The sequence below is a fragment of the Curtobacterium sp. MCBD17_032 genome, from assembly GCF_003234855.1.
GTDB lineage: Bacteria > Actinomycetota > Actinomycetes > Actinomycetales > Microbacteriaceae > Curtobacterium.
Window position 1 is genome coordinate 401,879 of record NZ_QKTO01000003.1, and the last position, 18,307, is coordinate 420,185.

Below are 18,307 nucleotides of genomic sequence, written 5' to 3' on the forward strand. Positions count from 1 at the left end.
ACGGAAGGCGGTCCCGTGGCGGACACCATCCTCGAGATGCGCGACATCACCAAGACGTTCCCCGGCGTCAAGGCCCTGCAGAACGTCTCGCTCCAGGTCGAACGGGGCCAGGTCCACGCGATCTGCGGTGAGAACGGCGCGGGCAAGTCCACGCTCATGAAGGTCCTGTCCGGCGTCTACCCGGCCGGCAGCTTCGAGGGCGAGATCCTGCTCGACGGCAAGCCGGTCTCGTTCTCGAACATCAACGACTCCGAGGACGCCGGCGTCGTCATCATCCACCAGGAGCTCGCGCTGAGCCCCTACCTGTCGATCGCCGAGAACATCTTCCTCGGGAACGAGCGCTCCAAGGGCGGCTTCATCGACTGGAACAAGACGAACCTCGAGGCCGCGACGCTCCTGAAGCGCGTCGGGCTCAAGGACAACCCGATCACGAAGATCACGGACATCGGCGTCGGCAAGCAGCAGCTCGTCGAGATCGCGAAGGCGCTCTCGAAGAAGGTGAAGCTCCTCATCCTCGACGAGCCCACCGCAGCGCTGAACGACGACGACTCCGCGCACCTGCTCGACCTGATCCGCTCGCTGCAGGCCGAGGGCATGACGGCGATCATCATCAGCCACAAGCTCAACGAGATCAAGGCGATCGCGGACAAGGTCACGATCATCCGTGACGGCCAGACCATCGAGACCCTCGACATGCACGCCGGCGAGGTCTCCGAGGACCGCATCATCCGCGGCATGGTCGGCCGCGATCTCTCCACCCGCTACCCGGAGCACGAGTCGAAGATCGGCGAAGAGCTCCTGCGCATCGAGGACTGGACCGTCCACCACCCCCTCGACGCCTCCCGCGAGATCATCCACCAGGCGAACCTCACCGTCCGCGCCGGCGAGATCGTCGGGATCGCCGGGCTGATGGGCGCCGGCCGCACCGAGCTGGCGATGAGCGTCTTCGGGCACTCGTACGGCACCGGGATCAGCGGCACCGTCTACAAGCGCGGCACCCCGATCAAGACGAACACGGTCACCGCCGCGATCGACAACGGCCTGGCCTACGCGACCGAGGACCGGAAGCGCTACGGCCTCAACCTGATCGACGACATCAAGCGGAACGTCTCCGGCTCGGCACTCGGCAAGCTCGCCAAGTGGGGCTTCGTGAACGGCTCTGAGGAGACGACCGTCGCGCGCCAGTTCCTCAAGAACATGAACATCAAGGCGCCGACCGTGAACGCGGTGACCGGCAAGCTCTCCGGCGGGAACCAGCAGAAGGTCGTCCTGTCGAAGTGGATGTACTCCGACCCGGACGTGCTCATCCTCGACGAGCCGACCCGCGGCATCGACGTCGGCGCGAAGTACGAGATCTACACGATCATCAACGCGCTCGCGGACCAGGGGAAGGGGATCATCGTCATCTCCTCCGAACTCCCCGAGCTGCTCGGCATCTGCGACCGCATCTACACGCTCTCCGAGGGCACCATCACCGCCGACGTCCCGCGCTCCGAGGCGTCGCCGGAAGTCCTCATGCAGTACATGACCCAGGAACGGGAGACCCCAGTCAATGAACGCGCTTAAGTCCGCCGCCAGCTACCTCACCGGGCAGCTCCGACAGATCGGCCTGTTCATCGCGCTGATCGTCATCGTCATCTTCTTCCAGGTGACGACGAACGGCATCACGCTGGCCCCGATCAACGTCTCGAACCTGATCGTCCAGAACAGCTACATCCTGATCCTCGCGATCGGCATGGTGATGGTGATCATCGCCGGCCACATCGACCTCTCCGTCGGTTCGGTCGTCGCGTTCACCGGTGCCATGGCGGGCGTCATGATCACCCAGTGGGGCATCCCCTGGCCGATCGCGGTCGTCCTCTGCCTCGTCCTCGGCGCACTGGTCGGCGCGTGGCAGGGCTTCTGGATCGCCTACTTCGGGATCCCGGCATTCATCGTGACCCTGGCGGGCATGCTCGCCTTCCGCGGTGCCGCGCAGATCGCCCTGCAGAACCAGCAGATCTCGCCCTTCCCGGACGGTTTCCGCTCGCTCGGCTCCGGCTTCCTGCCGTCCTTCGGCACCTCGGGCTACGAGCCGCTCACGATGATCCTCGGCCTCGCCGCCGCCGCGATCCTCGTCATCACCGGCTTCCGTGGTCGTGCGACCCGTCGCAAGTACCAGCTCGAGGACGAGCCGTTCGCGTGGTTCATCACCAAGATGGCGTTCACGGTCGCGCTGGTCATCTTCATCGCGCTGCTGCTCGCCAGCTACAACGGCACCCCGATCGTCCTCGTGATCCTCGGCGTCCTGGTCATCGCGTACTCGATGGTCATGCGCAGCGCGGTCTTCGGTCGCCACATCTACGCGATCGGTGGCAACCCGCTGGCCGCACAGCTCTCCGGCGTCAAGACGAAGCGCGTCACGTTCCTGCTCTTCGTCAACATGGGTGTCATCTCGGCCCTCGCCGGCGTCGTCTTCACCGGCCAGCTCAACCTCGCCTCGCCGAGCGCGGGCAACGGCTTCGAGCTCGACGCCATCGCGGCCGTGTTCATCGGTGGCGCTGCCGTCACCGGTGGCATCGGTACGGTCCCGGGCGCGATCGTCGGTGGTCTCATCATCGGTCTGCTCAACAACGGCATGTCGATCCTCGGTGTCGGTTCCGAGTTCCAGCAGCTCATCAAGGGTCTGGTGCTCCTCGCCGCCGTCGCGTTCGACGTCTTCAACAAGCGTCGCGCCGCCTCGGCCCGGAAGTAGCACCCGCGGTTCCTCCCCGAAAGCGACAGATCTCCGTGGAAGTCCCACGGAGATCTGTCGTTTTCGCGTTGCCGTCAGGTCGGACGGCTCAGGCGGTCAGGACCGCCCAGGCGCCGGCCGGGAGGCGCAGCCCACCCTCCGACAGGTCGCCCCGGCCCGCCTCGACGCGCGTCGCGTCGGCCGCGGGCAGCACCACCGGCTCAGGCGAGAGGTTCAGGGCGGTGACCACGGCCTCCCGGTCGGTCGCGGTCCGGAGGACCAGCGTCTCGTTCGTCAGGTGCACCACGTCCGTGTGCGCGCGGTGCAGCCACGGGTGCCGACGCCGGAGGGCGACGAGCGCCTGGTGCGCGTGCACCAGCTCGGCAGCGGTCCCGCTCGGCTCCGGCGGCGTCGCCGGGAAGGCGGGGCGGACGGCGTCGTCGCCGCCCTCGCGCTGCTCCTTGACGCCGGTCCAGCCGAACTCGTCGCCCGCGTACACCGACGGCGTGCCGGCGACGGTGAAGAGCACCGCGACGGCGTGACCGACGAACCCCTCCCCCACCGCGCTCGCGATCCGGGTGACGTCGTGGTTGCCGACGAACGTGCTCGGGGCGGAGGTCGCGAGCAACTCGTCGTGCCGCTCGATCGCGTGCGCCAGTTCGAAGCAGTTCCGGTCCGCGATGCCGTGCCAGATGCCCTGCCACAGCTCGTACTGGGTGGTCGAGTCCATCGTCGACTCCCGGACGATCGCCGCGGTGTCGCCGTGGATGACCTCGCCCGAGAACCAGGCGTCCGGGAACCGCTCGCGCACGCGCGGCAGCACCCGGGCCCAGAACGCCGGCGGCACCGCGTAGGCGGCGTCGAGCCGCCAGCCGTCGATGCCACGCTCCAGCCAGTGCGTCATGACCGCTACGACGAGGTCCTCGGTCTGCTGCGACGCGTGGTCGAGTGCGACGAGGATGTCGTGCCCCTCGAACGACCCGACCGGTACCGGCTGCCCCGGCTGCCAGCCCGACCAGTCAACGGCGAACAAGCCCGCGGTGTCGGCGTCCGGTCCCGCGGTCTCGAGCTGGCGGAACGCCGGGTGCTCACGGCCGACGTGGTTGAAGACGCCGTCGAGCAGCACGCGGATCCCCCGCTCGCGCGCAGCGGCCACCAGGCGGTCGAAGTCCGCGTCGTCGCCGAGTCGGGGGTCGATCCGGAAGTGGTCGACCGTGTCGTAGCCGTGCGACGAACTCGCGAAGACCGGCCCGAGCAGCAGTCCGTTCAGGCCGAGGTCCACCACGTGGTCGAGCCAGCCCTCCAGGTGCCCGAGCCGGTGCTCCACGGGACGTGCGTCGACCGTGGTGTCGGACCGGACCTCCGCGCCGACGAAGCCGAGCGGGTAGACGTGCCACCACATGACGTGCTCGACCCAGGCGGGCTCGCTCGGCCTCGTCGCGGCGGCGGGGTCCGGCTCGGCTGCTGTGTCCATCCATGCATGCTGCCAGGCGGCCCTGGCCAGGACCGTGGACCGGGGTACCGCCAGCCTGGAAGCGCGTCGGTGGCCGGGACGATCATGGGGGCATGGGACGAACCATCCGGACCGAGGACGACGCACGCCGACTCGAGGCCGCGCACGCGGAACGGACGTGCGCGTCCTGCGGTCGGCGCATGCCCGACACCGCCGGCCCGGACACCAAGTGGTGCTCCGACGCGTGCCGACGCCACGGGCTCGACGACACCGACCGGACCCTCGAGCACACGATCGACGCGCTGCTCGACGCCCGCGCGCTGACCTCGAGCATCTGCCCGTCGGATGCCGCCCGTGCCGTCGGCGGCGAGGACTGGCGCGACCTCATGGAACCCGCGCGTCGCGCCGCCCGGCGGATGGTCGCGCGGGGCGAGGTCGAGATCACCCAGGGCGGGAACGTCGTCGACCCGTCGACCGCGAAGGGCCCGATCCGGATCCGCCGTCCGCGCTGAGGCGGTGGTGCCGCCGGTGGAGAAGGGTCGAGCACGCCGGCGCCGAGCCTGTCCTTCCGCTCAGGGAGAGGTAGGGTTCCCACGGCGGGAGCGTCGTGAACGAGATCGAGATCACTGCCGATCCGAGCTCGATCGTTGCCTGCGTCTCCGACTCCTCGGCGTGCAACCACCTCCAGCCTCCGGACTGCGTACGTGAGTACCACTTCCGATCCGGCTGGCTGCTGTCGAGGGGCGAGGGGCGAGGGCGTGACGCTGCGCCCGCCAGTGACCGACACTCCCCCGACGGATCAGGACCAATGACACATCCTCGAACACAGACCGACGTGGCGACACGCAAGGGCCTCACCGCCTTCCTCGCTGCACCACCTCCGGCAGCCCGACTCGACGCGGCGACGGTCGCCCGGCGCTACCCGCGCTTGCGACTGCAGGTCTTCATCGGCATCTTCATCGGCTACGCCGCCTACTACCTCATCCGCAACAACGTGCCGCTCGTCGCGACGATCCTGCGCGACGAGAACGGGTTCAGCACCGTCGGCCTCGGTGTCATCACGAACGGCGTGCTGCTCGCGTACGGCGTCAGCAAGTTCCTCAGCGCGATCGTCAGCGACCGCAGCAGCGCACGCTGGTTCCTGCCGATCGGGCTCGTGCTGTCCGCGATCGCGAACCTGTTCATCGCCTTCGTCCCGGCGGTCGGCGCGTCCGTCGCGTTCTTCGCCGTCGTGATGATCTTCAACGGGTTCTTCCAGGGCATGGGGTGGCCGCCCAGCGGGCGTACCCTCGTGCACTGGTTCTCGACGTCGGAGCGCGGAAGCAAGACGGCGATCTGGAACGTCGCGCACAACGTCGGCGGCGCCGGGGCCGGCGGCCTCGCGGGTCTCGGCCTCGCGTGGTTCGGCGGATGGCAGAGCGTCTTCTGGTTCCCCGCCATCGTCTGCCTCGTGATCGCCGTGGTGGCCTTCGTGCTGCTCCGGGACACGCCGGAGTCCGAGGGCCTGCCGCCCATCGAGGAGTACCGGAACGACCCGGCACCGGTCGAGACCGATGCCGCTGACGACGGCGCGTCCACCTGGACGACCCTGCGCCGCTACGTCCTCACGAACGGCACGATGGTGAAGCTCGCACTCGCCAACGTGTTCGTCTACACCCTCCGCTACGGCGTGCTCGTCTGGGCGCCGGTCTACCTGGCCGAGGTCCGTGGTGCCAGCCTCGGCGAAGGCATCGCCGGGTTCTCACTGTTCGAACTCGCCGGCATCCCGGGCACGCTGCTCTGCGGCTACATCAGCGACAAGGTGTTCCGCGGGCGACGGTCGCCGACCGGCATCCTGTTCATGGCCGCCGTCGGTGTCGCACTCGCGGTGTACTGGCTGTCCCCGGTGGAGGGCCCGCTCGGGGTCTCGCTCGCGATGCTCGTCCTCATCGGCGGCCTCATCTACGGGCCGGTCATGCTCATCGGGCTGCAGGCGCTCGACCTCAGCCCGCGCTCCGTCGCCGGCACCGCCGCCGGGTTCACCGGCCTGTTCGGCTACGTCCTGGGCGCCACCCTGGCGTCGACCGGTGTGGGCCTCTCGGTCCACGCGTTCGGGTGGGACGTGACGTTCGCGTTGATCCTCGGCTGCGTCGTGGTCGCGATCGTCCTGCTCTTCTTCGTCGGCAAGGACGAACGCGCGCTCGCTGCACGCAAGCTCGAGCGGGAGCAGCAGCGCAGCGCCTGACGATGAGGAAGTCAGCTCAGCTCTCGGTCGCCACCGTCCGAGGGCTGAGCTCTCCTTCGCCGCGACGGCAGGGGCCGATGTCGAGCATCGGACCGCGAGCCCCCTCCCGCCGACGTCGGTCTGCGCGAGGACACGGAGGGCGTCGGCCAGGGTCGGCCCGACCAGCGTGGCGAGCGGATCGGTGAGCTGCATCGGCCTCGTGTGCGGGTCAGGGACGCCGACGGGCGAGCAGTGTCCCCACGGCGACGAGCGCGAGGCAGGCGATGATCGGGACGCGCTGGTCGCCCTTGACGTCGCGGTACTGCACTCCGGGATCGGCCAGCGCCGTGCCGGGGAAGGCGAGGCTCGTCACCTGTGTCACCCAGTAGGTGGAGGCGATGCTGCTCGCGAGACCGACGTCACGCACCGCGGGACGCAGGCGCCACACGGTGAGGCCGGCCAACGCCACCGCGAGTGACATCGTCTGCGCGTTGTGGAACTTGGCGTGCGGCGGCCAAGCCGGGTTCTTGACGTGGGTCTCGTTGTAGTCGAAGACGAAGGCGCCCACGGGGGCGGCGACCGCAGCGACGCCGATGCAGATCCGCCCGGCCAGTTCGCGCGCAGAGAGTGTCATGACGCCAGCCTGCCCGGTACCAGGTCAGAACGCGTAGCGGATGCGGCAGGAGGGCAGGTTCTCGTCGACGAGCTGGCGGAAGCGCTCGATGTGCCGCGCCTTCATCGCCGCGCGGTACCGGATGTTGACGGCACCGTTCTGGGACAGCTTCTGCTCCTGCAGATCCGGACGCCAGAGCAGGTCCTCGGCCTTCGGGTGCCAGCCGAGGTTCACCTCGTGCAGCTGCTCGTTGTGGGTGAGGAAGATCACCTCGGCCGCGAGCTGCGCCTTCGCTGCCGGCGAGAGCACGTCGTCGACCTCCCGCAGCAGGGCGGCCCAGTCGGTCTCCCACGTCGGCGTCAGGATGACGGGCGAGAAGTTCAGGTGCACCTCGTACCCGGCCTCGACGAAGTCGTTCACGGCGGCCAGTCGTTCCGCGATCGGTGACGTCCGGATGTCCGTCACCTTCGCCGTCTCGTGCGGCATGAGTGAGAAGCGGATGCGGGTGCGCCCCATCGGGTCCCAGTCGAGCAGGTCGCGGTTGACGTACTTCGTCGCGAACGAGGCCTTCGCGGTCGGCGTCATCCGGAACAGGTCGCAGAGGTCGCGGACGTTGTCGCTGAGCATGGCGTCCACCGAGCAGTCGCTGTTCTCACCGATGTCGTACACCCACGCGTCGGGGTCGCACTGGTTCGGCTCGGTCTTCGGTCCCTGCTTCTGGATGTTGCGAGCGAGGTGCTTGGTGATCTGCTCGATGTTGGCGAAGACGGTGACCGGGTTGCTGTAGCCCTTGCGCCGGGGGACGTAGCAGTACGCGCACGCCATCGCGCAGCCGTTCGCGGTCGACGGGGCGATGAAGTCCGCCGAGCGCCCGTTCGGCCGTGTGACGATCGACTTCTTGACGCCGAGGACGAGCGCCTCGGTCTTGATCCGCACCCAGCGGGAGACGTTCCGCTCGTCGCCGTGCACCTCGGGGATCTGCCAGTGGGACGCGACCGGCACGATCTCGGCGTCCGGCCACTGCCCGACGATCTCCTGCCCGCGTGGCAGTTCGAGGGCGGCGTCCTCGGCGTAGATGCGCTTGACGTCGAGCAGGGGGCGCATGCGGGACTCGGTCATCACCCACCGTTCTACCGGTCACCACCGACACCTCTGGGGGTGGCTCGTGCAGACTCGACGGCATGACCGCCGGCGTGGAGGACGACCACTACTTCGTCGTGGACGGACGGCGCTGGCGCCGGACCGACCCGACGCTCCCCGAGGACGTCGCCGCACGCCTCCGGTCCCACCTCGGCCGTGGTCGCAACGCCGTGAAGCAGGCGCGACGGGCCGGCGACGAGGACGCGGTCGCAGCTGCCCGTCACCGCAACGGGCTCGCGAAGCACGGCCTCGGGGAACGCGGCCCGGAGTGGTGGACCCGACCGGAGTCCGAGCGGCTCGCGCAGGCCGAGCAGGCCCTCGCGGACCTCGACGGTCTCGACGAGGTCGGGTGATGGCCGGCCAGGTCATCCGGGCGCCGCGATGGGAACGAACCGCGAACGCCGCAGCGGTCGGCCCGCTGCAGATCGTGGTCGGCATGGTCCTCATCGGGGTTGCCTTCGTTCCGGAGGCATCGGCGCGGGCGTTCGTCGTGGTCCTCGGGACGCTGTTCGTCGGACTCGGTCTGTGGATGACCGTCCGCGCCCACCGCGTCGCGGTCCGCCTCGAGGACCAGATGCTCCGGTACGACGGGTACGTCATGAGCTGGTCCGTGCCTCGAGTGCAGATCACGACCGTCCTCGACGACGGCTTCGTCGAGTGGGTGGACGACGACGGGCGGCAGCACCGACGGCAGATCTGGCTCCTGACGAAGGCACGGGAGGACGACGGCACGAAGTTCGCCCCGTACTGGATCTGGCGCCGCGAAGGGCTCCTGCGCGTCCGCGGATGGGCAGGCGCGCGCGCCTTCTGAATGCACGTGACCTCGAGGAGCTCGCCGAGGTCGCATGGACCGCCGCTCCGAGCCAGCCGATCCGGCAGGTCGTGCGACTCCGGCGGCCGACCGACGGCACGTTGCGCGACCCGGGCGGCGGGCCCGGCTCCGCCTCCGATGCTGCCGTCAGCCGAACGGCGGACGACGCGTCCCGTTTCCCCACCTTCCGGATGAGGTGCGAGAGATCCTCGCAGCCGTAAGCTCATCGCGGCGAGGACGCCGAGAACGAGGGGGAACCATGAACGAGATCGTCACGCACACGGGCGCGCTGGTGGGGCTGCGCACCGGGACGACCACCACCGAGGGGCCGACGGGGACGCGGGTCGGCGTCCTGCTGGAGCTGTGCTCCGAGGACAGCGCGGGCGTCCGCCGCCCGTGGGAGTTGCTGGTCACACCGGCCCAGGCGGCCGCGCTCGTCGAGGCCGAGCGGACCGAGCCCGGCGTGCTCGTCCGGTTCGCCGGTGAGCGGCTGGGTGAACGCGGTGGGGTGCCGCTCGTGCGCGTCGGGCGGATCGCGGTGCTCGTGCCCGAACCGACCTGCTGACCGCACGACCACGATCGAACGGCCCCGGACATCCGCCGGGGCCGTTCGTCGTCGCGGGACTCGGTCGGTCAGGCCTCGGTGTGCCCGAGCTCCGGCTCGACGCACATGCAGACCGTGCGCGAGGCCGCGGCGTGCACCTCGAAGACGACGACCTCGTTCCGCCCGGCCCGGAGCACCGGACCGGGGACGGCGAGGGTGCCCTGGGGTCCCCGCGACCAGTACCGACCGAGGCAGAAGCCGTTGACCCACGCAACGCCCTTCCGGAACCCGTCCAGGGCGAGGTACCGGTCGAGCACCGCCCCGCTCTCGGGGAGGTCGAACGAGCCGGAGCCGAACGCCGGACCGGCGATGGTCTCCCCCGCGGACGCCGGCGCCGCGCGGAGCGCCGCGACGGCCGTGTCCGGCAGCGGGTCGAGCGCGAGCGGCGACACCGTCCAGCGTGCGAGGACGACGTCGTCGACGCGCACCGCACCGATGAGCCCCTTCGGCTCGCCGATCCGGGGGCCGTAGTCGACCCGGCCCTGGTCCTCCACGAGCAGTTCCAGGAGGCCCGTGGCCGGCGGCAGCGTGATGGCGCGGTCGTGGTGCTCCCGCTCGAGGACGCCGACCGGACGTCCGGCGAGGCTGACGAGCACGCGGTCGCGCACCTCCTCCGCGACCGTGAGGACGCCGCCCTCCGGCAGGTCGACCTCGGTCCGGTACAGGACGAAACCGGAAGCGGCGCCCAGTTCGTCGAAGGTCGGCGGCGTCTCGTGCGTGGTCCAGGACGTGATCGTGGGCAGCAGTCCGGCGAGCGGTACGACGCGGTCGAGGCGGACGGCCACGTCCGCGGCGGGAGCGCGTCGGGCCTCCAGGCCGTCGAGCGCGCTCGCGAGCCGGCCGGACCCGCCGGGCTGCATCGTCGGGGGCAGCTCCGGGACGGGCGCGTAGCGCGCGATGACCTGACGGAAGGCGTGGAACTTGTCGGTCGGACGGCCGGCCTCGTCGAGCGGGGCGTCGTAGTCGTAGGACGTGGCGATGGGCCGGTACACGCCCTTGTCGTTCGCACCGTTCGTGAAGCCGAAGTTGGTCCCGCCGTGGAACATGTAGATGTTCACGGAGCCGCCGGCAGCGAGCAGGACGTCGAGGTCCTCCGCGCTGGCCGCGGCCGGCGTGGTGTGGTGGTGCTCACCCCAGCTGTCGAACCAGCCGTCCCAGAACTCGGAGCACATCAGCGGGCCGGTGGGCTGTGCCTGCCGCAGCCGCTCGAGCCGAGACGCGGAGCGGGACCCGAACGACCCGGTCTTGTGCAGCGACGGGAGCGACCCGTCCTCGAGCATCGAGTCCATCGGCTGGTCGACGCTCGTGAACGGCACGGTGAGCCCGATGTCCCGGTGCATGCGCTCGAGCTTCTCGAGGTACACGGGATCGGAGCCGTACGCGCCGTACTCGTTCTCCACCTGCACGAGCACGATCGGTCCGCCGGCGTCGATCTGCCGGGGCACGAGGATCGGCGCCAGGGCGTCGAGGTAGCGACCGACGGCGGCGAGGAACTGCGGCTCGTCGCGGCGGATCCCGACGGTGCCGTCGGTGAACAGCCAGAACGGTAGCCCGCCGTTCGTCCACTCGGCGCAGATGTACGGGCCGGGACGGACGATGGCGTGCATGCCCTCGGCGGCCACGAGGTCGAGGAACCGGCCGAGGTCGAGGCCGCCGCTGAAGTCGAACGAGCCCGGCGTGGCCTCGTGCGCGTTCCACGCGACGTAGGTCTCGACGGTGTTGAGGCCCATGAGCTTGGCCTTGCGGATCCGGTCCGCCCACAGGTCGGGGTGGACGCGGAAGTAGTGGATCGCGCCGGAGAGCACGCGGTGCGGCTGCCCGTCGAGCAGGAAGTCGGTGTCGCCGATGGCGAAGCGCATCTCGCGCCTTTCTGGGAGGGGGCGGCAGGGGGACGCGGCCGTGCGGGATGCCCGCACGGCCGCGTCGGAGGGGTGCTGCTACTTGGTGGAGACCGTGAAGCCCTGGTCCTTGCCGTACTTCACGAGCGCGTCCTGCCAGGCCTTGAGACCGGACTCGAGCGACGTGCCCTTCTCGTACGACTGCCCGACGGTGTCGGCGTAGACGCTGTTCGCGTACACCTGGTACGGCAGGTAGGTGAAGTCGTTGTCCGAGGACTTCGACGCGTCGACGAGCACCTTGTTGATCTGCTGGCCGCCGAAGTACTCCGGCTTCTCCTCGAGGAACGCCGAGGACTCGAGGTCGGCGGTGGTCGACGGGAACCCGCCGGACTCCATGAAGACCTTCGTGGACTCCTCCGACGAGTTCAGCCACTTGAGGAAGCCGGCCGCGAGCGCCGGGTTCTTCGACTGCTCCATGACGACCTGCGCGCTGCCGCCGTTGTTCGCGGTCTGTGCGGGCCCGCCGTCGTAGGTCGGCATCGGGGCGACGCGCCAGTCACCGGCTGCGTCGGCGACGCTGGCCTCGAGGTTGCCGGGCATCCAGGCGCCGGTGATCATCGTGGCGATCTGGCCGTTGCCGAGCTGCTTGTACCAGTCGTCGGTCCAGCCGACGGTCTTCGCCAGGAGGCCCTGCTCGACGAGCTGGTCCCAGGTCTGGGTCCACTTCTCCGTGCCCTCGTCCTGCAGGTTGATCGTCACCTTGTCCCCGTCGGTGGCGAACGGGGTACCGCCGGCCTGGGCGATCATGCTCGTGGTGAAGCCCGCGTCGCCGGAGTCGGCGGCGAGGTACTTCTCGGGGTCGGCTTCGTGGAGCTTCTTCGCTGCCGCGACGTACTCGTCCCACGTCTTCGGCACCTCGATGCCGTACTCGTCGAACACCTTCTTGTTGTAGAACATGGCCATCGGGCCGGAGTCCTGCGGCAGACCGTAGACCTTGCCGTCCATCGACACCGAGTTCCACGTGCTCGCGGCGAACTTGTCCTCGAGGTCGTCGAAGCCGTAGGAGCTCAGGTCGAGGAGCGACTCGGACAGGGCGAACTGCGGCAGCGCGTAGTACTCGACCTGGGCGACGTCGGGCGCACCCGAGCCGGCCTTCACCGTGTTCTGCAGCTTCGTGTACTGGTCGGCTCCGGTGCCGGCGTTGACGAGCTTGACCTTCACCTTCGGGTACTGCTTCTCGAACGCGGCGACCTGGTCCTTCGCGGACGGGGTCCACGACCAGTAGGTCAGGGTGCCGCCCTCGTCGAGTGCCTTCGAGATGTCGGAGGACGAGCCGCCTGAGCCGGAGCCGCCGGACGCGCAGGCCGCGAGGGCCATGGCGGCGGTGACGCCGATGGCGAGGGCGCTGAGCCCGCGCCGGAGACGCTTCTGCATGGTGGTGCCTTTCACTTCGTTGTGGAGAACTGCTGCGGGGTGCGGGGGTGGAGCGAGGGGCGGCGCGGTCCGAGGCGGGGTGGCGCCGGGCCTCCCGGCTGGTCCGTCGTGTGGACGGGGCCGGGTGGCGGGATCAGGCCTTGACGGAGCCGGCCGCGAGGCCGGACTGCCAGAAGCGCTGGAGGAAGAGGAACGCGACCACGATCGGGATGATCGTGAGGAGCGAACCGGTGACGACGAGGTTGTAGATCGGCTCGGCACCGGAGCCGGTGGCCTGCGCGTTCCACTGGTTCAGGCCGACGGTCAGCGGGTACCACTTCGGGTCGCTCAGCATGATGAGCGGCAGGAAGTAGTTGTTCCAGGTGGCGACGACCGCGAACAGCAGGACCGTGACGACGCCCGGGGCGAGGAGCTTCAGCGCGATGGTGAAGAAGATCCGGAACTCGCCGGCGCCGTCCATGCGGGCGGCCTCGATGAGTTCGGTGGGGATCGCCTCGACCGCGTACGTCCAGATGAGGTACATGCCGAACGGGCTGATGAGCGACGGCAGGATGATCGCCCACGGGGTGTTCGTCAGGCCGACCTGCGAGAAGAGCAGGAACGTCGGGACGGCGAGGGCGGTGCCCGGCACGGCGATCGCGCCGAGGACGATCGCGAACACCGCGCGACGGCCCGGGAACTGGAACTTCGCCATGCCGTACCCGGCGACGGTCGCGAGCAGCGTCGCGCCACCGGCCCCGACGACCACGTACAGCAGCGTGTTGCCGAGCCACTGGACGAAGATGCCGTCGTTGTAGGTGAGCGTGTCGACGATGTTCTGCCAGAGGTGGAAGTCGCCGCCGAACCAGAGGCCGAACGTCGACAGGAGCGACGCCTGGGTCTTCGTGCTGTTCACGAGCAGGTAGAACAGCGGCGCGAACGAGTAGACGACGAAGACGACCATGACCGCGGTGAGCAGGCCGGAGCGCTTCACCTTGCGTCCGTCGACGGGCTGCGCCGCCTTCCGGGAGGCCCGGGTCCGGCGCGCGCGCGGGTCACCCTGCGTCGTGGTCGCCTCGGTGACCGTGGCCGGTGCGGTCGGGCCGGCGGCGGGCTGCTGCAGCGTGCTCATCGGTTCTCCTGTCGGGTGCCGCGGACCTGCACGACGTAGGCGATGACGGCGGTGATGACACCCATGACGATCGCGACGGTGGCGGAGTAGTTGAACTGCTGCCCGCTGAAGGACAGCGAGTAGGCGTACATGTTCGGGGTGAAGGCGCTGCCGATGACGTTCGGGGCAAGCGTCTTGAGCAGGTTCGGCTCGTTGAAGAGCTGGAAGCTGCCGATGATCGAGAAGATCGTGGCGATGACCATCGGACCGCGGAGGGCCGGGAGCTTGATCGAGAAGACCGTGCGCATCGGGCCGGCACCGTCGAGTTCGGCCGCCTCGTACAGCTCACCGGGGACGGTCCGCAGGGCGGCGTAGAAGATCAGCATGTTGTAGCCGAGGAACTCCCACGTGACCACGTTGCCGATCGACGTGAGGACCCAGGTCGGGCTGAACGGCTGGAGCAGGTCGATGCCGAGCGCGTCGTTCGCCGCACCGGTGAGGCCGAACTGGTTGCCGTAGATGAAGCCCCAGATGAGCGCCGCGACGACGCCCGGGACCGCGTACGGCAGGAACACCGCGATGCGGAAGAACCCGGTGCCCCAGAGGCGCGCGCTGTCGAGCGCGAGGGCGGCGACGAGGGCGAGACCGAGCATGATCGGCACCTGCACGACCAGGAAGATGGCGACCCGACCGAACCCGGACCAGAACTTGGCGTCCTGGAAGAGCTGGACGTAGTTCGCGAACCAGACGAACTGGTTGCCACCGATGAGCTGGTCGCGGAACAGGCTGAGCCAGAGCGCGTAGCCGATCGGGACGATGAGCATGAGGACGAGGACGGCGACGAACGGGCCGACGAAGAGCCATCCGGTCATGCGGCCGCGGGGCTTCCCGCGGCGACGGGGAGCGGGAGCAGTGCCCGCGCTCCGTCGCGGCGCGGCCTCGGGGCTCCGCGCGGTGAGCGTGCTCATGTGACTCCTTCGTCGTGTCCTGCGAGCCGTCGGTGCGGACGCCGGCCGGCTGCTGTGCTGGCACGACTCCGTGCCACGGTGACCGACCGATGTTGACGTCAACATCGAACGGCCCGACCATAGCATGGCAACGTCAACATGCACTAGCGTTCGCAGCACCGGTCGCGCACGGACGCCGACCTCGGACGTCCGTACGAAGGGGGCGCGTGACCATCTCGACCACCACCGACCCCGCGGCCGCTCCCCGCCGGGCACCGTCGCTCTCCGCCGTGGCGGAGGCCGCCGGCGTCTCCATGCAGACCGTCTCCCGCGTCGCCCGCGGCTTCGACAACGTCAGCCCCGAGACCCGGACCCGCGTCCAGCAGGCGATGGCCGAGCTCGGGTACCGCCCGAACCGGGCCGCCCGTGCGCTGCGCTCCGGGCGCTTCCGGACCATCGGCGTGATCATGTTCACGCTGGCGTCGTTCGGCAACATGCGCACGCTCGAGGCCATCGCCGACGCCGCGGGCGCCGCCGACTTCACGATCACGCTGCTGCCGATGGCGTCCCGGACCGAGGAGGGCGTCCGCAGCGCGTTCTCCCGCCTGCACGAACAGGCCGTCGACGGCGTCGTCATCATCATCGAGTCGCACGTCATCGACACCGCCGAGGTCGCCCTGCCCGACGGCGTGCCCATGGTGGTCGTCGACTCGACCGGCACCACCGACCACCCGGCGATCGACACCGACCAGGCCGAGGGCGCTCGGCTCGCCACGCAACACCTGCTCGACCTCGGGCACGAGACCGTCTGGCACGTCTCCGGTCCGGCGTCGTCGTACTCGGCCGCACGGCGCCAGGCAGCGTGGGCGGCGACGCTGACGGGGGCAGGACGCCCGGTCCCCCCGGTGTTCGAGGGTGACTGGAACACCTCCTCCGGCTACCGCGCCGGGCTGTCGATCGCGGCCCGCCCGGAGATCACGGCGGTGTTCGCGGCGAACGACCAGACCGCGCTCGGGGTGCTCCGGGCCTGCCACGAACTCGGCCGTCCGGTGCCGTCGACGCTCAGCGTGGTGGGGTTCGACGACTCCCCCGAGTCCGACTCGTTCTGGCCACCGCTCACCACCGTGCACCAGTCCTTCGACGAGGTCGGTCGTCGCGCCGTCGCCACCCTGCTCACCCAGATCGCGGGCGGAGCGGTCACGGCGGCGACGGACCTGGTGCCGGTGCGGCTCGTCGAGCGCGCGAGCACGGCGGCGCCGCCCGCGCGCTGAGCCCCGGCGGCCGCGCCGCGGCCGCGCCGAGGCTCGGCCCGGCGGACGGAATCCGCCTCGCAGACGCCGAGCCGTGTCCGCCCAGGCGAGCCTCGCCGCACGGGAGGCGCGGGGCTCGCCCGGCACGCGCCTCCCGGCCCGCCACCGCCGCCGCGGCGGCCGCGCCGAGGCTCGGCCCGGCGGACGGAATCCGCCTCGCAGACGCCGAGCCGTGTCCGCCCAGGCGAGCCTCGCCGCACGGGAGGCGCGGGGCCAGCCCGGCACGCGCCTCCCGTCCGACCACCGGCCCGCCACCGCCGCCGCGGCGGCCGCGCCGAGGCTCGGCCCGGCGGACCGAATCCGCCTCGCAGACGCCGAGCCGTGTCCGCCCAGGCGAGCCTCGCCGGACGGGCGGCGGCCGCGCGGCCAGCCCGGACACGAGGAACGCCGGGCCCCGAGGGGCCCGGCGTCCTCTGCTCACTCGGCGCCCGCCGCGTGCAGCGTGCGCCGAGGCGTTCAACCGATCGAGATCGCCGTCCAGGAGACGGGCGGGAGCTCGATCGTGATCGTGTCGCCCTCGCGGCGGACGGACTCGTTCGTCTTCAGGCCGACGCGGGCGGTGTCCGTCAGGTCGTTCACGGCGTGCAGGTCGTCGTCCCAGATGCCCTCGGCGTGCACGTCGCCTTCGACGGACAGGCCGGCGAGGTCGATCGTCACCGTGGTGCTCTCGGTCTGGTGGCGGTTGACGAGGAACACCGCGGCCTTGCCGTCCTCGACCGTGGCGGCGGAGTCGACGACCGGGACGGTGCCGTGCTTGCCGCCGTCGACGGTGTCACCCGAGGCCACGACGTTGAGCGACGTGCCGTGGGCCAGACGCGAGGTGACCGAGAACGGGAAGAACGTGGTCTGCCGCCAGGCCTCGCCACCGGGCTCGGTCATGATCGGGCCGATGACGTTGACGAGCTGCGCGATCGACGCGGACGCGACGCGGTCGGCGTGCCGGAGGAGCGAGATGAGCAGCCCGCCGAGCACGACGGCGTCGGCGACGGTGTAGACGTCCTCGAGCAGGCGCGGGGCGACCGGCCAGTCCTCGAGCGTGAAGGTCTTCGCCTTCTCCTCCCACTTCGTGATCGACCAGACGTTCCACTCGTCGAACGAGATGTCGATGCGCTTGTCGGACTTCTTGTGCGCCTGCACGTGGTCCGCCGCGGTGGTGACCGTCTTGATGAAGTGGTCCATGTTGGCGCCGGACGCGAGGAACGAGGTGAGGTCGTCGTCCTCCTCGTAGTACGCGTGGGCCGAGATGTAGTCGACGTCCTCGTAGGCGTGCTCGAGGACGGTGCGCTCCCACTCGCCGAACGTGGGCATCGAGGCGCCCGACGACCCGCACGCCACCAGTTCCAGACCAGGCTGGATCTGCCGCATGGCCTTGGCGGTCATCGCGGCGAGCTTGCCGTAGTCCTCGGCGTTCTTGTGGCCGAGCTGCCACGGTCCGTCCATCTCGTTGCCGAGGCACCACATCGTGATGCCGAACGGCTCGTCCTTGCCGTTCGCCCGGCGCTGTTCGGACAGGGCCGTCCCACCGGGGATGTTCGCGTACTCGAGGAGTTCGATCGCCTCGGCGGTGCCGCGGGTGCCGAGGTTCACCGCGAGCATCAGCTCGGAACCGACCGAGTCGAGCCACTGCTGGAACTCGTGCAGGCCGACCTCGTTCGTCTCGGTCGAGTGCCAGGCCAGGTCGAGGCGGCGAGGGCGCTGGTCGACAGGGCCGACGCCGTCCTCCCACTTGTAGCCGGAGACGAAGTTGCCGCCCGGGTAGCGGATCGTGGTGACGCCGAGCTCCTTCACCAGCTCGATGACGTCCTTGCGGAAGCCGTGCTCGTCCGCGGACTCGTGCGCGGGCTCGTGGATGCCGTCGTAGACGTGCCGCCCGAGGTGCTCGACGAACCCGCCGAACAGTCGGCGCCGCACCGGGCCCACCGTGAACGCGGAATCGAGGACGAGGTGTGTGCGGGGCATGGGTGATCTCCTTCGATCAGGCTGTGCGTCGAGCAGTTGTGTTCCGCGGCGTCACGGAAGTGAGCGCTCACCTGAAGGAAACGCTATCGGGTGTCGACACGGGACGGAAGGGCTGGCGCACCCGTCGGCGCGGCGCTAATGTGAGCGCTCACGGGGCACCGACGCCCCGAGAACGGGACAGCACTCCTCCCC

At 70.0% G+C, this 18,307-nt stretch carries 16 protein-coding genes; 8 read left to right on the forward strand and 8 right to left on the reverse strand.

Annotated features, from left to right (window positions below):
• Window positions 1-15 precede the first annotated feature (15 nt).
• Together mmsA and mmsB are read left to right on the forward strand one after the other, a co-directional pair.
• The gene (gene mmsA / locus DEI91_RS07405; protein ID WP_111051646.1) at window positions 16-1,566 is read left to right on the forward strand and encodes a multiple monosaccharide ABC transporter ATP-binding protein; all 1,551 of its coding nucleotides are present in this window, start codon (window positions 16-18) and stop codon (window positions 1,564-1,566) included.
• A complete protein-coding gene (mmsB, locus tag DEI91_RS07410) occupies window positions 1,553-2,734 on the forward strand; it encodes a multiple monosaccharide ABC transporter permease (RefSeq protein WP_111051647.1) in 1,182 nt (393 codons plus the stop codon). Before mmsA ends, mmsB begins: the two co-directional genes overlap by 14 nt.
• Window positions 2,735-2,822: 88 nt before the next feature.
• On the opposite strand, the gene DEI91_RS07415 is transcribed toward mmsB, so the two are convergent.
• Entirely contained in the window at window positions 2,823-4,187 is a 1,365-nt protein-coding gene (locus tag DEI91_RS07415) for an alpha-amylase family glycosyl hydrolase (RefSeq protein WP_111051648.1), read from the reverse strand.
• Window positions 4,188-4,279: 92 nt separating this feature from the next.
• Between DEI91_RS07415 and DEI91_RS07420 the strand changes: the two genes are divergently transcribed.
• Both DEI91_RS07420 and DEI91_RS07425 read left to right on the forward strand, forming a co-directional pair.
• Entirely contained in the window at window positions 4,280-4,678 is a 399-nt protein-coding gene (locus DEI91_RS07420; protein ID WP_111051649.1) for a DUF3253 domain-containing protein, read from the forward strand.
• Between the two features lie 296 nt (window positions 4,679-4,974).
• Entirely contained in the window at window positions 4,975-6,390 is a 1,416-nt protein-coding gene (locus DEI91_RS07425) for an MFS transporter (RefSeq protein ID WP_110901438.1), read from the forward strand.
• 208 nt (window positions 6,391-6,598) lie between these two features.
• On the opposite strand, the gene DEI91_RS07430 is transcribed toward DEI91_RS07425, so the two are convergent.
• Window positions 6,599-7,003 carry a DUF6640 family protein gene (locus DEI91_RS07430; protein ID WP_220032872.1) on the reverse strand — a complete coding sequence of 135 codons (405 nt, stop codon included), beginning with the start codon at window positions 7,001-7,003 and terminating at the stop codon, window positions 6,599-6,601.
• Between the two features lie 24 nt (window positions 7,004-7,027).
• Window positions 7,028-8,101, reverse strand: coding sequence for a spore photoproduct lyase family protein (locus DEI91_RS07435; RefSeq protein WP_258374332.1), 1,074 nt, complete (start codon window positions 8,099-8,101; stop codon window positions 7,028-7,030).
• 62 nt (window positions 8,102-8,163) lie between these two features.
• On the opposite strand from DEI91_RS07435, the gene DEI91_RS07440 reads away from it, so the two are divergent.
• The 3 genes from DEI91_RS07440 (at window position 8,164) to DEI91_RS07455 (ending at window position 9,498) form a co-directional block, all read left to right on the forward strand.
• Window positions 8,164-8,475, forward strand: a complete 312-nt coding sequence (locus tag DEI91_RS07440) for a biopolymer transporter Tol (protein ID WP_111051650.1) — start codon at window positions 8,164-8,166, stop codon at window positions 8,473-8,475.
• Window positions 8,475-8,933 carry a hypothetical protein gene (locus DEI91_RS07445; RefSeq protein ID WP_111051651.1) on the forward strand — a complete coding sequence of 153 codons (459 nt, stop codon included), beginning with the start codon at window positions 8,475-8,477 and terminating at the stop codon, window positions 8,931-8,933. The genes DEI91_RS07440 and DEI91_RS07445 overlap by 1 nt, the downstream gene beginning before the upstream one ends.
• Before the next feature lie 259 nt (window positions 8,934-9,192).
• Window positions 9,193-9,498: a hypothetical protein gene (locus DEI91_RS07455; protein WP_110911731.1), complete on the forward strand. Its 306-nt coding sequence runs from the start codon at window positions 9,193-9,195 to the stop codon at window positions 9,496-9,498.
• A 68-nt stretch (window positions 9,499-9,566) separates the two neighbouring features.
• Here DEI91_RS07455 and DEI91_RS07460 read toward each other — a convergent pair whose 3' ends face one another.
• The 4 genes from DEI91_RS07460 to DEI91_RS07475 all read right to left on the reverse strand — a co-directional run bounded on the left by DEI91_RS07460 (window position 9,567) and on the right by DEI91_RS07475 (window position 14,867).
• Window positions 9,567-11,396: a beta-galactosidase family protein gene (locus DEI91_RS07460; RefSeq protein ID WP_111051653.1), complete on the reverse strand. Its 1,830-nt coding sequence runs from the start codon at window positions 11,394-11,396 to the stop codon at window positions 9,567-9,569.
• Between the two features lie 78 nt (window positions 11,397-11,474).
• Window positions 11,475-12,809: a sugar ABC transporter substrate-binding protein gene (locus DEI91_RS07465; RefSeq protein ID WP_111051654.1), complete on the reverse strand. Its 1,335-nt coding sequence runs from the start codon at window positions 12,807-12,809 to the stop codon at window positions 11,475-11,477.
• Between the two features lie 133 nt (window positions 12,810-12,942).
• Entirely contained in the window at window positions 12,943-13,920 is a 978-nt protein-coding gene (locus DEI91_RS07470) for a carbohydrate ABC transporter permease (protein ID WP_111051655.1), read from the reverse strand.
• Window positions 13,917-14,867: a carbohydrate ABC transporter permease gene (locus tag DEI91_RS07475; RefSeq protein WP_111051656.1), complete on the reverse strand. Its 951-nt coding sequence runs from the start codon at window positions 14,865-14,867 to the stop codon at window positions 13,917-13,919. The genes DEI91_RS07470 and DEI91_RS07475 overlap by 4 nt, the downstream gene beginning before the upstream one ends.
• A 212-nt stretch (window positions 14,868-15,079) precedes the next feature.
• On the opposite strand from DEI91_RS07475, the gene DEI91_RS07480 reads away from it, so the two are divergent.
• Window positions 15,080-16,117, forward strand: coding sequence for a LacI family DNA-binding transcriptional regulator (locus DEI91_RS07480; protein WP_375537675.1), 1,038 nt, complete (start codon window positions 15,080-15,082; stop codon window positions 16,115-16,117).
• A 495-nt stretch (window positions 16,118-16,612) separates the two neighbouring features.
• On the opposite strand, the gene DEI91_RS07485 is transcribed toward DEI91_RS07480, so the two are convergent.
• Window positions 16,613-18,115 carry an alpha-N-arabinofuranosidase gene (locus DEI91_RS07485; protein WP_111051658.1) on the reverse strand — a complete coding sequence of 501 codons (1,503 nt, stop codon included), beginning with the start codon at window positions 18,113-18,115 and terminating at the stop codon, window positions 16,613-16,615.
• Window positions 18,116-18,307 lie beyond the last annotated feature (192 nt).